Below are 17,089 nucleotides of genomic sequence, written 5' to 3' on the forward strand. Positions count from 1 at the left end.
AGACAGGCGCCGGGACACGTGGATCACGGTGGTTGAGGAGGTTGCGCTAGCAACCGTCTCGAAACCACCGCAGGCGGTCTACTCGAACGGGTTCGGCAGCGCCCCCGGCAGCTTGGCGAGCAGCTCTCGCGCCTGGGCGGCGACCTTGTGCTCGACGAGCACCTCGTAGCGGGTCGCGACGACCTGGGTGATCGAGGAGAAGTCCCGCCGCCCGCGGGTCAGGGCGTAGCCGAGCAGCGCCCAGATGACGCCGAAGACCGCGCCGAGGGCGACGGTCGAGAGGATCATCGCCAGCACGTTCTCGTCGACGAAGAACGAGAAGATCAGGCCGACGAAGAGCCCGAGCCAGAGGCCGGACAGCACGCCGCCGAGGGCCACCCGGCCGGTCGTCAGCCGTCCGGTGATCCGCTCGACCCGCTTCAGGTCGGTGCCGACGATCATCAGGTGCTGCACCGGGAACTGGTTGTCGGCGAGGAAGTCCACGGTCTTCTGGGCGGCCGCGTAGTCGTCGTACACCGCCAACGACTGCGGGAACTCGAGTCGCAGCGGGTTGGCTCCGGGGACACCGGTCGACATGCTCATGGCTCCCAGTGTGCCCGAGTTCCCGGTGTCCTGCCCGCGCCGTACCTCCCGCTCCGAGCCCGTGCCGCCCGGCGCGGGGCGGCCCTCGTAGACTGGCGGCGTGCCGCGAGTAGTCGTCGACGTGATGCCCAAGCCCGAGATCCTCGACCCGCAGGGGAAGGCCGTCCTCGGCGCCCTGCCCCGGCTGGGGTTCCAGGGGGTGACCGACGTCCGCCAGGGCAAGCGCTTCGAGCTCGAGTTCGACGGCGACGTCGACGACGCGGTGCTCGCCGAGGTCGAGAAGATGGCCGAGACCCTGCTCTCCAACCCGGTGATCGAGAACTACGTGGTCCGGGTGGAGGAGACGGCGTGAAGGTCGGCGTCGTCACCTTCCCCGGCTCCCTCGACGACGTCGACGCCCAGCGCGCGGTCGTCATCGGCGGCCACGAGGCGGTCGCGCTGTGGCACGGCGACCACGACCTGCGCGGTGTCGACGCCGTGATCCTCCCGGGCGGCTTCTCGTACGGCGACTACCTGCGCTGCGGCGCGATCTCCCGCTTCTCCCCGGTGATGGCCGAGGTGATCGAGGCGGCGGGCCGGGGCATGCCGGTGCTCGGCATCTGCAACGGCTTCCAGATCCTCTGCGAGTCCCACCTGCTGCCGGGTGCGCTGATCCGCAACGACCACCGCAAGTTCGTCTGCCGCGACCAGCGGCTGCGCATCGAGAACAACCGCACGCCCTGGACCTCGTCGTACGACGAGGGCGCCGAGATCACCGTCGTCCTCAAGAACGGCGAGGGCGGCTTCGTCGCCGACGCCGACACTCTCGACCGGCTCGAGGGGGAGGGGCGGGTCGTGGCCCGCTACCTCGACGTCAACCCCAACGGCTCGATGCGCGACATCGCCGGCATCGCCAACGACCGCGGCAACGTCGTCGGCCTGATGCCCCACCCCGAGCACGCGGTCGAGTCGCTGACCGGCGCCGGCACCGACGGGCTCGGCTTCTTCACCGGCCTCGTCGAGGCGGCCTTCGCATGAGCACCATGAGTCCGCTCCGCCTCTTCCGGCGGGTCGCGATCGCCGAGGCCGTCACCTGGGCGCTGCTGCTCGTCGGCATGTTCCTCAAGTACGTCACCGAGACCACCGAGCTCGGCGTCCGGATCTTCGGCATGGCCCACGGCGTGGTGTTCGTCGCCTACTGCCTGACCACGGTGGTCGTCGCCGTCGACCAGCGCTGGTCGGCGGGTCGCGCCCTGCTCGGCCTGGCCGCCGCCGTCCCGCCGTTCTTCACGGTGCTCTTCGACCGGTACGCCGAGAAGCGGGGCGCGCTCGGCACCGCCTGGCGGCTCACCGCCTCCGAGCCGCGGGGCGGCCTGGACCGCCCGGTGTCCTGGCTGCTGCGTAACCCGGCCCGGGGTGCGGTCGCCGGCGTGATCGCCGTCGTCGCCCTCACCGGCGTCGCGCTGCTGGTCGGTCCGCCCGCCAGCTGACGCCGCACCCGGCACGGGCGGTGGTGAGTGGCGTGGCGGGGTTTCATCAAGGGATGAGGGCGACGTCGCGGTTCCCCGGCTGAGCTCACCTGGGGAGGCGTCGGTCCACCGTCATCCCTTGATGAAGCGCCCCGTCTGCGGAGACGGTGGTTTCGAGGCTCAGGCGCCAGGGCGCCTTCGCACCTCAACCACCGTGGCGGGGCTCAGCGCTTGCCGGCCTGGAGGGCGGTCCAGGTCTGGGTGCCGGCGACGCCGGAGACCTCGACCTTGACCTTGCGCTGCCAGGCGCGCAGCGCCCGGTCGGTGGTCGGGTCGAAGACGCCGGTGGCGCGCACGGCGCGGAACTCGGCCTGGCCCCGGCCGGCGGCGACGAGGGCGCGCTGCAGACGGCGGACCGCCGGGCCGGTCGAGCCGAACTTCACGACCGGGGTGTCCCCGGCGCTGAGCAGGGTGACCCAGCTGCGCTTCGTCCAGGCCGGGCGGACCTTCTGGCCGTGCTGGGCCTGCCAGGCGTTGACGGCGGCGACGGTCGCCTTGCCGTAGCGGCCGTGGATCGTGCCGGCGTACACGCCGCGCTGCTGGAGCAGGCACTGCAGCGCCTTGACCTGCCGGCGCGCCGGGACGTACGTCGCGGTGGCCGGCTTCAGCGCCGCGTAGGCGCGGGAGACGAGCCGCACGCCGCCGCAGTTGACCTCCCGCTCGGCGACCGAGCCGGTGCCGAGGTCGAGGTAGTTGCGGTCGATGTTGATGGTGACGCCGCCCCACTTCTCGTTGTGGCCGCCCTGGTACTGCTTCACCCGGGCCTTCGCCCAGCCGTCGGGGCGGATGTAGCTCGTGGAGGTGTTGGCGGCGCCGTCCCAGCGGGCGATCCAGATCTGGTCGGGCAGCGCGTACGCCGCGGGCCGGTTGACCCGCGCGTTGTCGAGCATCTTGATCCCCGAGCCGGCGCTGGAGTAGACGCCCGAGACGTAGCCGAGGGCACGGATCTGGGTGCTCCAGCCGCTGAGGAACGACAGCGCCGACTCGCGGCACGGCGTGTTCGCCATGTTGAAGCCCTCGAGGTCGTACCACAGCGTGCTGCCCGCCACGATGCCCAGCCCGCCGGCGACGCCGACCGACTGGGTGGCCTGGGCGACACCCTGGTTGTAGGCGTTGACGAACGTGCCGGTCGCCGGGTCGCGCGTCGGGTCGATCGTCGGGTCGTTGCCCCACCGCGGGAACCGCGGCTGGCAGGAGGCCTGCGGACCGAGCGTGATCGGCAGCAGCTTCCAGCCGTTGGCGAGCTGGGTGCTGATCCACTGCGGCGTCAGGTTGGGCTGCTCGCGGCAGAACCGCGACGCCCCGTCGATGTAGATGCCGACCGCCAGGAACGGCGAGCTCTGCAGCCAGGTGTCCATCGTCGCCTGGTTGGGCGCGTGGCACTGGTCGAAGCCGTAGCCGGTGAAGTTGCCCGGCGTCACGACGTTCTGGCGCTGCGCCTTCCGGGCCTGCCGCGCCGGGGCGCTCGAGCCGGGGGCGGAGGCCGCCGAGACGACCGGGCCGGACGCCGCGGTCGATCCGGCGCCGGAGCCCGCGACGACGGCGAGCGTGCTGGCGGCCAGCACGCCCGCCAGCGCGGCGGCACGGAGGCGAGAGGTACGGCGGGCGACGGTGCGGGCCGGGCGAGGCATGAGGTTGCTCCAGAGAAAGCCAGGGGAAGGACGGCGGTGCCTCGCGGCGAGGCCACGTCACCATAACCTCACGAATCACACGAGTAACAGGCCTCCTGGGTAACTACAACGCTGTAATTGTCGCGCTCAGGCAGCGTCGGCAACCGCCACCTCGACCTCCGGCTCCGGGGCGGGCTCCGGGGCGGGCTCCGGGGCGGGGGCAGCGGCCGGGGCGGGGCCCCGTCGGGTGCGCACCACGACCAGGGACACCAGCAGGGCGAGCGCCGCGAAGGACGCCGAGGTGAGGAAGGCCGCCTGGAGGCCGGGCACGAACCGCCCGGGCACCGCGCCCGCGGCGTACACCGACACGATCGCCGCGACACCGACGGCACCGCCGAGCTGCTGCGTGGTCTGCAGCAGGCCCGAGGCGGCGCCCGCGTGCTCGGGCTCGACGCCGCCGAGGACGAGCACGGTGACCGGCATGAACACCAGTCCGGCGCTGACGCCGTTGAGCAGCATCGGCACCAGCACGGCGCCGGTGTAGGTGTCGCCGGTGCCGACCGAGCTCAGCAGCGCGAAGCTGACGGTCAGTCCGGCGGTGCCGGCCACCATCAGGGTGCGCGGGCCGAACCGAGCCAGCAGTGCGGGGGTGACCCGCGAGACCGCGAAGATGCCCAGGGTCAGCGGCAGGAAGGCGAAGCCCGAGGCCAGGGGGCCGAGTCCGAGCACGGTCTGCAGGTACTGGACGACCAGGAAGAACATGGAGAACTGGCCGCCGACCACCAGCGCCATCACCGCCAGTGCGCCGAGCCGGCTCCGGCTGCGCAGCAGGTGCGGCCGGATCATCGGGTGCGCCACGCGGCGCTCGGTGCCGGCGAGCACGGCGAGCAGGGCCAGGCCGAGCGCGAAGCCGCCGATCGTGCGGGCCGAGAGCCAGCCGTGCTCCGGCGTGCCGATCAGGGCCCAGACCAGGGACACCGCGCCGAAGGTCGCCGTCACCGCGCCGACGACGTCGAAGCGGCCGGGGCGCCGCTGGGTCTCGTCGACGAAGCGCGGCGCGATCAGCAGGACGGCGATGCCGATCGGCACGTTGATGAACAGCGTCCATCGCCACGAGCCGACGTCGGTCAGCACGCCGCCGAGCAGCAGGCCGAGGGAGGCGCCACCGGAGGAGACGGCGCCGAACAGCGCGAAGGCGCGGTGCCGCGCGGCCTCGTCGGGGGCGCTGGTGGTGAGCAGGGCGAGCACGCTCGGTGCGGCCAGCGCGGCGCCCACGCCCTGGAAGGCGCGGGCGGCGACCAGTTGGCCCGGGGTCTGGGCGAGACCGCCCAGCGCGGAGGCCAGGGTGAAGACGGCCAGGCCGACCTCGAAGACCTTGAGCCGGCCGAGGACGTCGCCGAGCCGGCCGCCGAGGAGCAGCAGCCCGCCGAAGGTGAGGGTGTAGGCGTTGAGGACCCACGAGAGGGACGCCGGGTCGAAGCCCAGGTCGGCGTCGATGCGGGGCAGGGCGACGTTCACGACCGTCGCGTCGAGCACGATCATCAGCTGGGCGACCAGGACGATCGCGATCCCGGTGGCGGCCCGGCCGGCGTTCGGCGGGAGCTCGGTGGGCAGGGTGGGGCGAGAGGACATGGGTGGTGGTCCTGTTCTGGCCGGATGGGCCGAGGTACAGTAGATCCGGAGGGTGGCTCCGCTTCCCGAACGACGATACGGAGATAGTCTCCGTTTAGCAAGGGTCTGGGTGAGATTTCCGTGCGTGCCGACGCGAAGCGCAACTACGACCGCATCGTCGAGGTGGCGCGCGAGGTCTTCCGCGAGCAGGGGTACGACGCCTCCCTCGACGAGGTCGCGAAGCGCGCGGGCGTCGGCCCGGGCACGCTCTACCGGCACTTCCCCCAGCGGGAGAACCTGCTCGACGCGATTATGCAGTCGTGGGTCGACCGGGTGACCGAGGCCGCCGACAAGGCGCTCGCCCACGAGGGCCCGGACCGCGAGCTGCTGCTCGACTGGTTCCAGGAGTACGTCGCGCTGATCAGCCAGCACAAGGGCGGCCCCGCCAAGATCACCTCGGCGATGGGCGATCCCGACTCCCCGATCATCACCAAGTGCCAGGTGCTCGCCGAGGCGAACCAGCGGGTGATCGACCGGCTGCGCCAGGGCGGCGCCCTGCGCGAGGACATCGAGACGCTCCAGGTCTGCCGGCTGGTCGGCGGGATCGCGACGGTCGCCGACCAGGGCGACCTGGACGCCCCCGCCGTACGCCCGATGCTGGAGGTCGTCGCGGACGGCCTGCTGAGGTAGCCCGCCCCGGAGAGCCCTACGACACCTCGCCGATCGGGGCGGGGGCCGCGCCGTCGTGCGCGAACCCCACGGCGCTGACCGAGGCCCGCGCCCCGGCCGGTGCGGTCAGCCGCAGTCGCAGCTGCAGGTAGCGACCGGGACGGTCCAGCTCGCTCGCCCGTACGCGGCGCCATGCCGACCAGGTGTGGTCGGGCCGCGGCCGGTCGCCGGTCCGCACGCTCAGCACCAGCCGGGCGGCACCCGAACGCTGGACGACCGCCGAGGTCCAGTGGACCTTGGCGCGGGCGTCCTGTACCGCCGACGAGAACGTGCCCGACCCGCCGGCCGGGAGCACCAGCCGTCCGAACCCGGCGTCGCCGATCCGCAGGTCGCCGGCGACCCGCCCGGTCCGGAAGTCGAGGGCCGTCTGCAGGGCGACCCCCGGGCCGCGGGTGCGCAGCGCCACCGGGCGGCTCGACGCGCTCCGGCCGCGGGCATCGGTGCTCCCGACGGTGAGCCAGTAGGTGCTCCTCGGCCGGAGCCCGGTCAGCACGACCTCGTGGCGCCGCACCAGCCGGTCGTCGACTCGGGACCGCACGCGCAGCGTCGAGGGCTGGGTGAAGCGCACGACGGAGGCGGCGGGTGTGCGGGTCGACCAGGTCACCCGCGCCGTGCCGTCCGGCAGCGACAGCGCGCGCACGCGCGACGGCGTCGGCGCGCGCCGGTCGAGCGCCGCCGTCCGGAAGGTCGCCGGGGGCAGCCCCGCCCGCGGCCAGACCCGGGTCCGCCCGTCCGGGGCCCGCGACACCACGCGGTAGTGGTAGGTGCGCCCGGCCACGAGGCCCGGGATCGTCAGCCGGTGGCGAGTGGTCCGATCGGCGGTCGACGCGACCCGGTCCAGCGACCCGGCGCTGGTGCCGTACCGCACCGTCGACGTCGCCGGGGTGCCGGTGCGCCAGGCGACGGTGGTGCCGTCGGCGGTGGTCGACGCGACCCGGGCCGCCGCGGGGCTCGCGGAGCCGCCGGCGGCGTACGAGGCCGACCACGATCCGGCCGACGCCGCGAACGTGGCGTACTCCTGGCCCTTCACGGTCATCGGCGTGACGGGGACGGCGGCGCCGTCGCGCGTCAGGCCGCTGAGCGTCGTCCCGCCGGGTCCCGAGGTCGGCAGCATCGCCGTCAGTCGGGAGGCTCCGCTGCCGACCCGGATGGAGAACGACAGCGTCGAGCCCGACCATGCCAGGTCGGCGAACGACGACCCGTTGCGCCCGTCGGTCCAGGTGAGCAGCTGCCGGGCGGAGATCACCGGCACGCCGCGGGCCTGCGCCGACGCGAGTAGCTGCGAGCTCTCGAACGTCGTCGCCGCGTCGGTGTGCATGTTGGCCGTGAACGCGCCGTAGTAGCCCGGTGCGCCCAGGGCCCGGTCGAGCAGCGTGTTCGGGGTGAACGGGAAGCTCTGCTCCGACTCGTCGGTCATGAAGGTCTGCGTCTGGTAGACGTCGACCATCGATCCGTCGGTGTCGGTGAACCGCATCGGGATACCCGAGCCGTTCATGAAGCCGGGCCGGTCCTGCACCCAGCTGCCCGGCCAGAAGTAGTAGTTCGTGTCGAGGCGGATGCCGTTGGCGAGCTCGGCCTTCGGCTGCGAGCTCCAGTCGCTGAAGACGATGCAGTGGGTGCGGGTCGTCGCCGGTGCGAGGACCCCGCCGTACTTCGACCGCCAGGCACTCAGCTGCGAGCTGTAGCCGCTCTGCAGGTTGGCGAGGGAGGTGAAGTCGTTGCAGTCGGTCGTGTGGTGCAACCCGACCTCGAAGCCCTGGCCCTGGTACGTCGTCGCCTGGGCGTTGCTCAGCGGCGTCGACGTGTAGACGTACGACGTGAACCGTGGGCACGTCCACGCGGCCACCGAGCAGCCGGCCGGGCTGGCGGCGAGGTAGGCGTCGAAGCGACCGGCGGTGCCGCCGGTGCCGTGGTCGTCGCCGGTGGCGACCACGACCGCCTTGTGCCGGTCGGGGAAGTACCAGAAGCGGGGCAGCGGCATCCGGTCGCGGCGCATCACCGTGAGCAGGTTGGCCAGCAGCCGCTGCTGCTCGTCGGCCTGGGGGATCTGCACCTTGTCGAGGTTCACCCAGTCGGACGTGCCGCTGCCGCCGAAGTAGAGGTCGTCCGAGCGGATCGGCGCCTGGCCGTCGCGCTCCTGCCCGGCCCAGGCCGGGTTGCCCTGGTGGGTCTGGACGACGGACCGCGCGAGGTCGTAGGCGAAGGTGGCGACCTGGCCGCCGTTGGGGCCGACGCTCCGCCAGGCCACGGCGGGCAGGCCCGTCGACGCCGTCGCCGACGAGTAGAGCGCGGCGACCGCGGTCGCCCCGGCGAGGGCGTAGCGGTTGGCCGGACCGTGGAACTGCATGGTCTCGCTGGTGATGCCGGCGCCGGGTGCGGTCGCCGGGTCGACGGCCAGGTAGCCGTCGGCGACGGTCCCGGACTGGGCCGTCAGGCCGGCGAGCCCGAGGAAGCGGCTGTCCGGGCGCATCAGCACGAGGTCGCCGCCGGCCGTCACCCAGTCGGTCACCGCCGCCACCTGGGCGTCGGTCACGGGCACCTCGCCGACGATGAGCGCGCCGTACGACGCGAGGCCGCTCGCCGTGAGCGCGGCCGGGCCGACCGTGGCGAACTCGTTGAGCCCCTCGGCCCGCATGATCTCGGCGAGGTAGGTCGAGACGGGGTTGCCGGCGCTGGTCACGACGGCGATCGGGCCGCCCGGGCCCTGGTCGGGTGCGGGCGGCGCGGGCGCGGCGGTCTGGAAGGACCAGGTCGTCTGCGGGGCGACGTTGCCGGCCGCGTCGCCGGCCCCGCTGACCTGCACCGAGTAGGTCGTCGACGACGCCAGTGCCAGCGCGGGCTGGAAGACCAGGCGCATGCCGCCCGAGTCCAGCGTCGTGGTGCCGCTGACGAGGGTGCCGGCCGGGTTGCGGACCTCGACGGTGCCGGTGCCGGCCTGCAGTGGCTCGCCGTACGTCGCGGACACCACCGCGTTGGTCGGGGCGCCGGTCGACCCGGGTGCGGGCGACCGGTCGATCAGGTTCGGAGCGGTCGTGTCCGCCGCGGTCTCCTGGAAGACCACGTCGACCCAGTAGTTCTCGTTGTTATAGGTGTTGTTGGGGAAGACCCCGGCCGTTCCGGTGTAGCGGTAGAGCCCGTTGCCGCCGTCGGTGCCGTTGGCCAGGGCCGTCAGCGGGCCCCGGGTCGTGGCCGAGCTGAAGTAGCCGGAGGAGACGGCGTACCTCGACGGGGTGAAGTACGACGCGACGTACGTCGTGCCCGCCTGCACGGCCACGGGGCTGGCGAAGGTGGCCTGCTGCCAGCCGCTGGCGGTCTCGCCGGCGAATGTCACGGTGGCCAGCTTCGTGCCGGTGCCGGTCCACAGCGTGCCGACGTGCGTGCCGCTGGTCTGGGTCGGCTTGTAGTAGCGGATGCCGGTGATGTAGCCGGCCTGGCTGGTGCGGAACCGGACCCCGAGCTCGACCGACGCCGTGTCGGGGTCCGTCGCCGCCGGCGTCGCCGTCGCGGGCCAGATCGTGCAGGGGCAGGCGCTCGAGGTGGCGGCGGTGGTGAAGCTCCAGCTGGTGGGGTCCATGGTGTTGCCGGCGGTGTCGGTGGCGCCGGTGAGGGTGGCGGTGTAGGTCGTCGACGGCTGCAGGCCCGCGCTCGGGGTGAGGGTCGCGGTCTGGGTGCCGGCGTTGTAGGCGGTGGTGGCGGTGATCTGGGTGCCGGCGGGGTTGCGCAGCACGAAGTTGATGGAGCCGCTGGTGACGGGCTCGCTGAAGGTCGCGGTGGGGCCGACGGAGGTGGGGACGCCGGTGGCGCCGTTGGCGGGGGTGCGGCCGGTCACGGTGGGCTTGGTGGTGTCGGCGGCGGCCGTGGTGAAGCTCCAGGAGGTGGGGTCCATGGTGTTGCCGGCCGCGTCGGTGGCGCCGGTGAGGGTGGCGGTGTACGTGGTCGACGGCTGGAGGGCGGCGTTGGGGGTGAGGGTCGCGGTCTGGGTGCCGGCGTTGTAGGCGGTGGTGGCGGTGATCTGGGTGCCGGCGGCGTTGCGCAGCGTGAAGCCGATCGAGCCGCTGGTCACCGGCTCGCTGAAGGTCGCGGTGGGGGCCACGCCCACGGCGACGCCGGTGGCGCCGTTGGCGGGGGTGCGGCCGGTCACGGTGGGCTTGGTGGTGTCGGGGCCGTTGTCGAAGACGACGTCGACCCAGTAGTTCTCGCTGTTGTAGGTGCCCGTCGGGAACGACCCCGCGGTGCTGCCGTAGCGGTAGACGCCGTTGCCGCCGGAGGCCCCGTCGCGCAGCGCGGTCAACGGGCCCCGCGTGAAGGCCGAGGTGAAGTACGCCGAGCTCACGGCGTAGCGGGACGGCGCGAAGTACGACGCGACGTACGTCGTGTTCGCCGTTACCGCCACCGGGCTCGGGAAGCTCGCCTGCTGCCAACCGCTCGCGCTCTCGTTGGTGAAGGTCGCGGTCGCCAGCTTCGTGCCGGTGCCGGTCCACAGCGTGCCGACGTGCGTGCCGGTCGCCTGGGTCGGCTTGTAGTAGCGGATGCCCGTGATGAAGCCGTTCTGCGCGGGCTGGAACTTCACCCCGAGCTCCACGGAGCTGGTGTCCGGGTCGGTCTTCTGAGGCACGGCCGAGGACGGCCAGATCGTGCAGGGGCAGCCGCCCGAGCCGCCGCCGGAACCGGCACCGGCCGTGACCGTGATGCCGGGCTGCGGCGTCTCGATGTTGCCGGAGTCGTCCGTCGCCCGGCTGCGGATCCGCAGGGTCGCGTCGTTGTTCGGCGTGAACGTGTAGGTCCACGTCTCGCGGCCGGTGGCGCGGTGCCACGTCGTGCCGCCGTCGGTGGTCACCTCGACGCCGCCGACCCGGCCGCCCCCGGTGTCGGCGGCGGTGCCGCTGACCGTGACCGGGCTGCCCACGGGCACGGTCGCGTTGTCGGCGGGTGCGGTGATCGCGGAGGTCGGCGCGTTCGTGTCGGTGGACGCCGTGGCTGCGGTCAGGCCGCCCTGGAGCGTGGTCGGCTGCACGCCCATGTCGGCGAGCAGGTTGACCGTCGCCTGGCGGGCCGCCGTGTCGGCCGCGGCCGAGCCGCGGTCGTGGTTCGCGTCGAGCGCCCACGACCACTGGATCGTGCCCGCGCCGAACACCAGCGCCCCGCTCGGCGCGCGGTACATGGTCATCGCGTGGGTCGCGGTGCCGTCGGCGTAGTTGGTGCCCCAGTCCTGCAGGACCTGGGCGTTGCCCGTCGTCTGGGACAGCCGGAAGAGTCCCGCCGGCCGGGCGCCGTTGTCGGCGTCCTCGTCCCACTCGTAGCCGATGACGTTGCTGCCGACCGTCGTGGTCTGGTTGGTGCCGAGCGTGGCGACGCGGGTGTTGCGCCAGAACCGCATCTTCCCGTCGGCCGACCCGACGACCATGTTGATCGCGCAGCAGTTGGAGGTGAAGATCGTGCCGCTCAGGGCGTTCTCGGGGCGGCCGCCGTCGGCCGGCGGGCTGAACCGCGGATCGCGCCAGGTGCCGGTCCAGGTCGGCGGGTCCTGCGGGTCGAGCCGCGCGTCGGCGTGGGTCTCCTTGTAGGTGACCAGCGTCCGGTACGGCGTGCCGGCGCCGTCGATGCTGTTCTCCCAGCGCGTCTTCCAGAAGATCTCGTTGCCACTGAAGAAGGCCAGGTTCACGCCCGCGGCGCGCGCCGCCTCGACGTTCGCCCGCTGCTGGCCCGACCAGTACTCGTCGTGCCCGACGGACAGGAACGCCTCGTGCTCGAGCAGCTCCGCGCCGCGGCGGTCGGTGTCGGCCCCGGAGGAGTAGCTGACGTCGTATCCGTTGGACTCCAGCCAGCGCACCATCGGGTACTCCGCGTTGAAGACGAAGTCCTCCGGGGCGTTGTCGCGGGTCGTGAACGGGCGGTTGTAGCTGACCTTGTAGGCGCGCCCGGCCGGCGAGCCGGTGTAGAGGCTGTTGCCGCCGTAGGCGTTGTAGGCCTGCCAGGTCGTGTCGGAGGTCTGGACGAGCAGGTCGGACCCGGAGCCGTCGTCGCGGACCACGAAGAAGACGTGGCTGGAGCCGGCCGGGCCGTCGGTGCGCACCAGCTTGGCGAAGTAGATGCCCGAGACGGCGGTGGCGGGCACGGTCCACGACGCGTTCTGGGTCCAGTTGCCGCAGTCGACGAGCCCGGTGGCGGGCGCGGTGACGCAGTTCGGCTGGTTGGTGTTGATGCTGGTCGGGCTCACGCTGGTGATGAACCGGGCGCCGAGGCCGCCGTAGTAGCCCATCCGGTAGATGTCGAGGCGGTACGACGTGGCGGCGGTGTCGATCTTGAAGCCCTGGGTCTCGCCGACGTTGACGCTCATCTGGGTCGCGAAGCCCTGGATGGAGGCGCTGCCGGCCCCGGTGATGCCCCACTCGCTCTCGGGGTTGCCCGGCCTGGTGTTCTCGCAGGCGACCGGGCTCGCGACCGGGGTGTCGCAGGGTGCGGCCACCGCCGCCGGCGTCGGCAGCACCACGCTCAGCCCGGCGGCCACCAGCACCGCGGCCAGCGCGACCAGCCCACTTCGCGACCGCTGCGTCCGAGCCGTCCGTCGTCCGTCAGCACCCATGGGCTCGCCCCGTTCCTCCGGCCCCGGGCAGGTGCCCGGGGCTCCCGGACTGCTCGCACGCTAGGCGCGCGCCGCCGCCAGGTGCGGCGCCGGCGGACGAGTTACCAAGCATGGGGGAGCACCCGGGCCGGTGCGGTGCCGGTGCGCGTCCGGCTCGCCGGTAGATTGGCCGCGTGCTCGACACCGTCGCCGTCGCCACCGAAGACCCCCACCGCGAGCAGCCGTGGGCCGACCTCGGCCTCAAGGCCGACGAGTACCAGCGGATCCGCGAGATCCTCGGTCGTCGCCCCACCAGCTCCGAGCTCGCGATGTACTCCGTGATGTGGAGCGAGCACTGCTCCTACAAGAGCTCCAAGGTGCACCTCAAGCAGTTCTCCGAGCTCAGCCAGGAGACCCCGGTCGGCAAGATGCTGGCCGGCATCGGGGAGAACGCCGGCGTCATCGACATCGGCCAGGGCTACGCGGTGACCTTCAAGGTCGAGTCGCACAACCACCCGTCGTACGTCGAGCCCTACCAGGGCGCGGCGACCGGCGTGGGCGGCATCGTCCGCGACATCCTCGCGATGGGTGCCCGCCCGGTCGCGGTGATGGACCCGCTGCGCTTCGGCCCGCTCGACGCCGACGACACCCACCGGGTGCTGCCCGGGATCGTCGCGGGCGTCGGCGGCTACGGCAACTGCCTGGGCCTGCCCAACATCGGCGGCGAGGCGGTCTTCGACGAGAGCTACCTCGGCAACCCGCTCGTCAACGCACTCTGCGTCGGCGTCCTGCGGCACGAGGACCTGCACCTCGCCAAGGCGTCCGGCGTCGGCAACCAGGTGATCCTCTACGGCGCGCGCACCGGCGGTGACGGCATCGGCGGCGTCTCGGTGCTCGCCTCCGAGACGTTTGACGCCGACGGCCCCGCCAAGCGGCCCAGCGTGCAGGTCGGCGACCCCTTCATGGAGAAGCTGCTCATCGAGTGCACGCTCGAGATCTTCGCCGCGGGCCTGGTCGCCGGCATCCAGGACCTCGGCGGCGCGGGCCTGTCCTGCGCCACCTCCGAGCTCGCGTCCGCCGGCGACGGCGGCATGCACGTCGAGCTCGACCGGGTGCCGCTGCGCGACTCGACGCTCGCTCCGGAGGAGATCCTGATGAGCGAGTCGCAGGAGCGGATGATGGCGGTCGTCGAGCCAGCCGATGTCGACGCGTTCCTGGAGATCTGCGCGAAGTGGGACGTCGAGGCCGTCGTGATCGGTGAGGTCACCGAGACCGGCCGGCTGCAGATCGACTGGCACGGCGAGCGCGTCGTCGACGTACCGCCGCGGTCGGTCGCGCACGACGGCCCGACGTACCACCGTCCCTTCGCCCGCCCCGACTGGCAGGACGACCTGCAGGCCGACGCGGCCGAGGCGCTGCCGCGGCCGACGTCGGGCGACGACCTGCGCAAGACGCTGCTGACGCTGGTCGCGAGCCCCAACCTCTGCGACAAGTCGTGGATCACCGACCAGTACGACCGCTACGTCCGCGGCAACACCGTGCTCGCCCAGCCCAGCGACAGCGGCATGATCCGCGTCGACGAGGAGACCAACCTCGGCGTCGCGGTCTCCACCGACTGCAACGGCCGCTTCGCCAAGCTCGACCCGTACGCCGGTGCGCAGCTCGCCCTCGCCGAGAGCTACCGCAACGTCGCGACCGGCGGCGCGGTGCCGCTGGCGATCTCCGACTGCCTCAACTTCGGCTCGCCCGAGGACCCGGCGGTGATGTGGCAGTTCGCCGAGGCCTGCCGCGGTCTCAAGGACGCCTGTGCCGAGCTCGGCATCCCGGTCACCGGCGGCAACGTCAGCCTCTACAACCAGACCGGCGAGACCGCGATCCTGCCCACGCCCGTGGTGGCGGTGCTCGGCGTGGTCGACGACGTCACGCGGCGTACGCCGTCGGCCTGGTCGGCCGGTGGCGAGCGGGTGTTCCTGCTCGGCGAGACCCGCGAGGAGCTCTCCGGCTCGGAGTGGGCGCACGTCGTGCACGGCCACCTCGGTGGCCTGCCGCCCGCGGTCGACCTCGAGGCCGAGCGCGCGCTGGCCCGGCTGCTGCACGCCGGCGTCGGACTGCTGACCTCGGCTCACGACCTCTCCGACGGCGGCCTCGCCCAGGCGCTCGCCGAGGCGGCAATGCGCCACGGCGTCGGCGTCTCGGTGACCGTGCCGGGCGACGCGTTCGTCGGCCTCTTCAGCGAGTCGACCGCTCGGGCGGTCGTCACCGTCCCCGACGGCGCCGCGGAGCGGCTCGTCGAGCTGGCCGAGGAGCACGGCGTGCCGATCGCCGCGCTCGGCGTCACCGGCGGCGACGCGCTCGTGGTCGACGGCGTCTTCGACGTCCCGCTCGACGAGCTGCGCGCCGCCTGGACCGCGACCCTGCCGGCCGCGCTCTCGTGAGGCGCGTCCCGTACGGCGACCACCCGTCGCAGTTCGGGATGCTCTCGGTGCCCGACCGGAGTCCGGTCGGGGTGGCCGTGCTCGTGCACGGTGGCTTCTGGAAGCCCGACTACGGCATCGAGTACGCCCTGCCGCTGGTGCCCTCGCTGCTCGCGCGCGGCTGGGCGACCTGGGTCGTGGAGTACCGCCGCGGCACCGGTGCGGGCGACACCCTGCACGACGTGCGCGCCGCGATCCGGGCGCGTCCCGACCTGCCGGGCCCGGTCGTCGGGATCGGACACTCCGCCGGCGGCCACCTCGCGACCTGGGCCGCCGGGCACGGCGGACTCACGCAGGTCGTCTCCCAGGCGGGCGTCCTCGACCTGCGCGCGGCGTACGACGACGGCCTCGGCGACGGCGCGGTCGGGCGCTTCCTCGGCCACCCGCCCGGGGCCTCGGACGACGACGTCGACCCGATCCGGTGCGTCCCGCTCGGCGTACCGCTCTGGTGCGTGCACGCCACCGCCGACGACATCGTGCCGATCTCGCAGTCCCGCGCCTACGTCGCGGCCGCCCGCGCCGCCGGCGCCCCCGCCCACCTGATCGAGGTCGAAGGCGATCACCTCACCGTCATCGACCCGGACTCCGACCCCTGGGCCCGTACGCTAGCGATCCTGCCTCGAGGTTGAATCCCGACTCAACGTTTCGGCGAGGCGGACGGCGGCGTGGAGGACGAGGTCGGTGAGGTCGGGGTCGGTGACGGCGCGTTCGGGGGCCTGTCCGAGGGTGAGTGCGGCGGGCTGGGTGAGCCAGGCCCAGGCGCGCCAGGGGTCCATCCGGGCGGCGAGCAGGGGCTCGAGCACCGGGGCCAGGTCGGGTCGCAGCTCGCCGTCCGGCAGCAGCTGGAAGGCCGGGACGATCGTGCGCTCCTCCACCGGTACGACGAGCAGCCGGTGGGTTTGGGCGGCCTTGTGGACGGCGTACCGGGTCGCGTCGACCGACGCGCCGCGCACCTCGGCGAGGGTGTCGTAGGTGAACCACGGGCTCGCGAGCAGCTCGGTGCGCAGCCGGGCCTGGCGGGCGAGCACGACCAGTCCGACGGGGACGGCGTGCTCGGGCTCGGAGCCCACGCTGTGCAGGAGTCGGTCGAGCTCGTCGAGCCGGTCGGGCTCGGTCCACACCGCGAGCCCGGAGGGGTCGCGGGTGAAGGTCGGCAGCCCGGCCTCGCCCAGATGCGCGGCGAGGCCGAGGTCCTCGAGCCAGGTGGCGAGGCGATCGCCGTCAGCAGGTGTCACCGGACCAGCCTGCCCTATGGGCGGCGCGACCCATACTGGGGGCATGAGCCACGAGGAGATCACCCGCGAGCACTTCGAGCAGCCGTCCTGGGACGAGCGGTACGCCGGGCCCGAGCGCACGTGGAGCGGCCGGCCGAACGCCGTCCTGGTGGCCGAGGCGGGCGAGCTGCCGGTCGGGCGGGCCGTCGACCTGGGCTGCGGCGAGGGCGGTGACGCGATCTGGCTCGCCGAGCGGGGCTGGCAGGTCACCGGTGTCGACTTCTCCGCCGCCGGGCTCGCGAAGGCCGCCGAGCATGCCGCCGAGCGCGGCGTCGCCGACCGCATCACCTGGCGGCAGGCCGACCTGCGCACCTGGACGCCCGCCGGCGAGCAGTGGGACCTGGTGACCTCGCACTTCCTGCACCTGCTCGACCAGGGCATGGTCGACGCCACTCGCCGGATGGCCGACGCCGTCGCTCCCGGGGGCACCCTGCTCGTGGTCGGCCACCACCCCGACGACAGCCACACGGGGCTGCGGTGGTCGGTGCCCGGTGTCCTGTTCAGCGCCGACGAGCTCGTCCCGGCACTCGACCCGGACCGGTTCGAGATCCGGGTCGAGGCTCGCGAGCGCACCGAGGCCCGGCACGAGGAGACCCATGCGGTCACCGACGCCGTGCTGGTCGCCCGACGCGTCGGCTGAGGTCGTTCCGACGGTCCGGTCTAGACCGGACCCGAGCGCTTCCGGGCTCGATCCGTCCCGCGGTCGCGGCCACTGGCAGAATGCCGCTCGCAGTGGGGA

General features: G+C 73.1%; 12 protein-coding genes. 7 read left to right on the forward strand and 5 right to left on the reverse strand.

Annotated elements, in window-relative coordinates:
• Positions 1 to 78: 78 nt before the first annotated feature.
• Positions 79 to 576, reverse strand: coding sequence for a YflT domain-containing protein (locus FHU40_RS25235; RefSeq protein WP_221200308.1), 498 nt, complete (start codon positions 574 to 576; stop codon positions 79 to 81).
• A gap of 106 nt (positions 577 to 682) precedes the next feature.
• On the opposite strand from FHU40_RS25235, the gene purS reads away from it, so the two are divergent.
• From purS to FHU40_RS25250, 3 genes are read left to right on the forward strand one after another with little or no spacing between them, the layout of a single operon-like run.
• Positions 683 to 934 carry a phosphoribosylformylglycinamidine synthase subunit PurS gene (purS, locus tag FHU40_RS25240; RefSeq protein ID WP_183595263.1) on the forward strand — a complete coding sequence of 84 codons (252 nt, stop codon included), beginning with the start codon at positions 683 to 685 and terminating at the stop codon, positions 932 to 934.
• Entirely contained in the window at positions 931 to 1,599 is a 669-nt protein-coding gene (gene purQ, locus FHU40_RS25245) for a phosphoribosylformylglycinamidine synthase subunit PurQ (protein WP_183595264.1), read from the forward strand. The genes purS and purQ overlap by 4 nt, the downstream gene beginning before the upstream one ends.
• A complete protein-coding gene (locus FHU40_RS25250) occupies positions 1,596 to 2,051 on the forward strand; it encodes a DUF3817 domain-containing protein (protein WP_246391531.1) in 456 nt (151 codons plus the stop codon). Before purQ ends, FHU40_RS25250 begins: the two co-directional genes overlap by 4 nt.
• A 203-nt stretch (positions 2,052 to 2,254) precedes the next feature.
• Here FHU40_RS25250 and FHU40_RS25255 read toward each other — a convergent pair whose 3' ends face one another.
• On the reverse strand, positions 2,255 to 3,721 hold the full coding sequence (locus FHU40_RS25255; RefSeq protein WP_183595265.1) for a glycoside hydrolase domain-containing protein: 1,467 nt from the start codon (positions 3,719 to 3,721) through the stop codon (positions 2,255 to 2,257).
• Positions 3,722 to 3,847: 126 nt separating this feature from the next.
• Positions 3,848 to 5,332 carry an MFS transporter gene (locus FHU40_RS25260; protein WP_183595266.1) on the reverse strand — a complete coding sequence of 495 codons (1,485 nt, stop codon included), beginning with the start codon at positions 5,330 to 5,332 and terminating at the stop codon, positions 3,848 to 3,850.
• Between the two features lie 120 nt (positions 5,333 to 5,452).
• Between FHU40_RS25260 and FHU40_RS25265 the strand changes: the two genes are divergently transcribed.
• Positions 5,453 to 6,001 carry a TetR family transcriptional regulator gene (locus FHU40_RS25265; protein WP_183595267.1) on the forward strand — a complete coding sequence of 183 codons (549 nt, stop codon included), beginning with the start codon at positions 5,453 to 5,455 and terminating at the stop codon, positions 5,999 to 6,001.
• Between the two features lie 16 nt (positions 6,002 to 6,017).
• Here FHU40_RS25265 and FHU40_RS25270 read toward each other — a convergent pair whose 3' ends face one another.
• On the reverse strand, positions 6,018 to 12,623 hold the full coding sequence (locus tag FHU40_RS25270; RefSeq protein WP_183595268.1) for a N,N-dimethylformamidase beta subunit family domain-containing protein: 6,606 nt from the start codon (positions 12,621 to 12,623) through the stop codon (positions 6,018 to 6,020).
• Positions 12,624 to 12,796: 173 nt separating this feature from the next.
• On the opposite strand from FHU40_RS25270, the gene purL reads away from it, so the two are divergent.
• Both purL and FHU40_RS25280 read left to right on the forward strand, forming a co-directional pair.
• Positions 12,797 to 15,037 (forward strand): phosphoribosylformylglycinamidine synthase subunit PurL, encoded by a 2,241-nt coding sequence (gene purL, locus FHU40_RS25275; protein WP_183595269.1) that lies wholly within the window; start codon positions 12,797 to 12,799, stop codon positions 15,035 to 15,037.
• Positions 15,034 to 15,705 carry an alpha/beta hydrolase family protein gene (locus FHU40_RS25280; protein WP_252274799.1) on the forward strand — a complete coding sequence of 224 codons (672 nt, stop codon included), beginning with the start codon at positions 15,034 to 15,036 and terminating at the stop codon, positions 15,703 to 15,705. The genes purL and FHU40_RS25280 overlap by 4 nt, the downstream gene beginning before the upstream one ends.
• On the opposite strand, the gene FHU40_RS25285 is transcribed toward FHU40_RS25280, so the two are convergent.
• Entirely contained in the window at positions 15,682 to 16,311 is a 630-nt protein-coding gene (locus tag FHU40_RS25285; RefSeq protein ID WP_183595270.1) for a hypothetical protein, read from the reverse strand. The two genes, FHU40_RS25280 and FHU40_RS25285, sit on opposite strands and share 24 nt — an antisense overlap.
• 43 nt (positions 16,312 to 16,354) lie before the next feature.
• Here FHU40_RS25285 and FHU40_RS25290 point away from each other — a divergent pair, with 43 nt between their 5' ends.
• Positions 16,355 to 16,990, forward strand: a complete 636-nt coding sequence (locus FHU40_RS25290; RefSeq protein ID WP_183595271.1) for an SAM-dependent methyltransferase — start codon at positions 16,355 to 16,357, stop codon at positions 16,988 to 16,990.
• The last annotated feature ends 99 nt before the right edge of the window (positions 16,991 to 17,089 follow it).

Source organism: Nocardioides soli (assembly GCF_014191495.1).
In the GTDB taxonomy this organism is placed as follows: domain Bacteria; phylum Actinomycetota; class Actinomycetes; order Propionibacteriales; family Nocardioidaceae; genus Nocardioides; species Nocardioides soli.

Coding starts and splice junctions, on each gene's coding strand:
- FHU40_RS25235 (WP_221200308.1), bottom strand. CDS start 576: ATGTCGACCGGTGTCCCCGGAGCCAACCCGCTGCGACTCGAGTTCCCG.
- FHU40_RS25260 (WP_183595266.1), bottom strand. CDS start 5,332: ATGTCCTCTCGCCCCACCCTGCCCACCGAGCTCCCGCCGAACGCCGGC.
- FHU40_RS25250 (WP_246391531.1), top strand. CDS start 1,596: ATGAGCACCATGAGTCCGCTCCGCCTCTTCCGGCGGGTCGCGATCGCC.
- FHU40_RS25255 (WP_183595265.1), bottom strand. CDS start 3,721: ATGCCTCGCCCGGCCCGCACCGTCGCCCGCCGTACCTCTCGCCTCCGT.
- FHU40_RS25290 (WP_183595271.1), top strand. CDS start 16,355: ATGAGCCACGAGGAGATCACCCGCGAGCACTTCGAGCAGCCGTCCTGG.
- FHU40_RS25270 (WP_183595268.1), bottom strand. CDS start 12,623: ATGGGTGCTGACGGACGACGGACGGCTCGGACGCAGCGGTCGCGAAGT.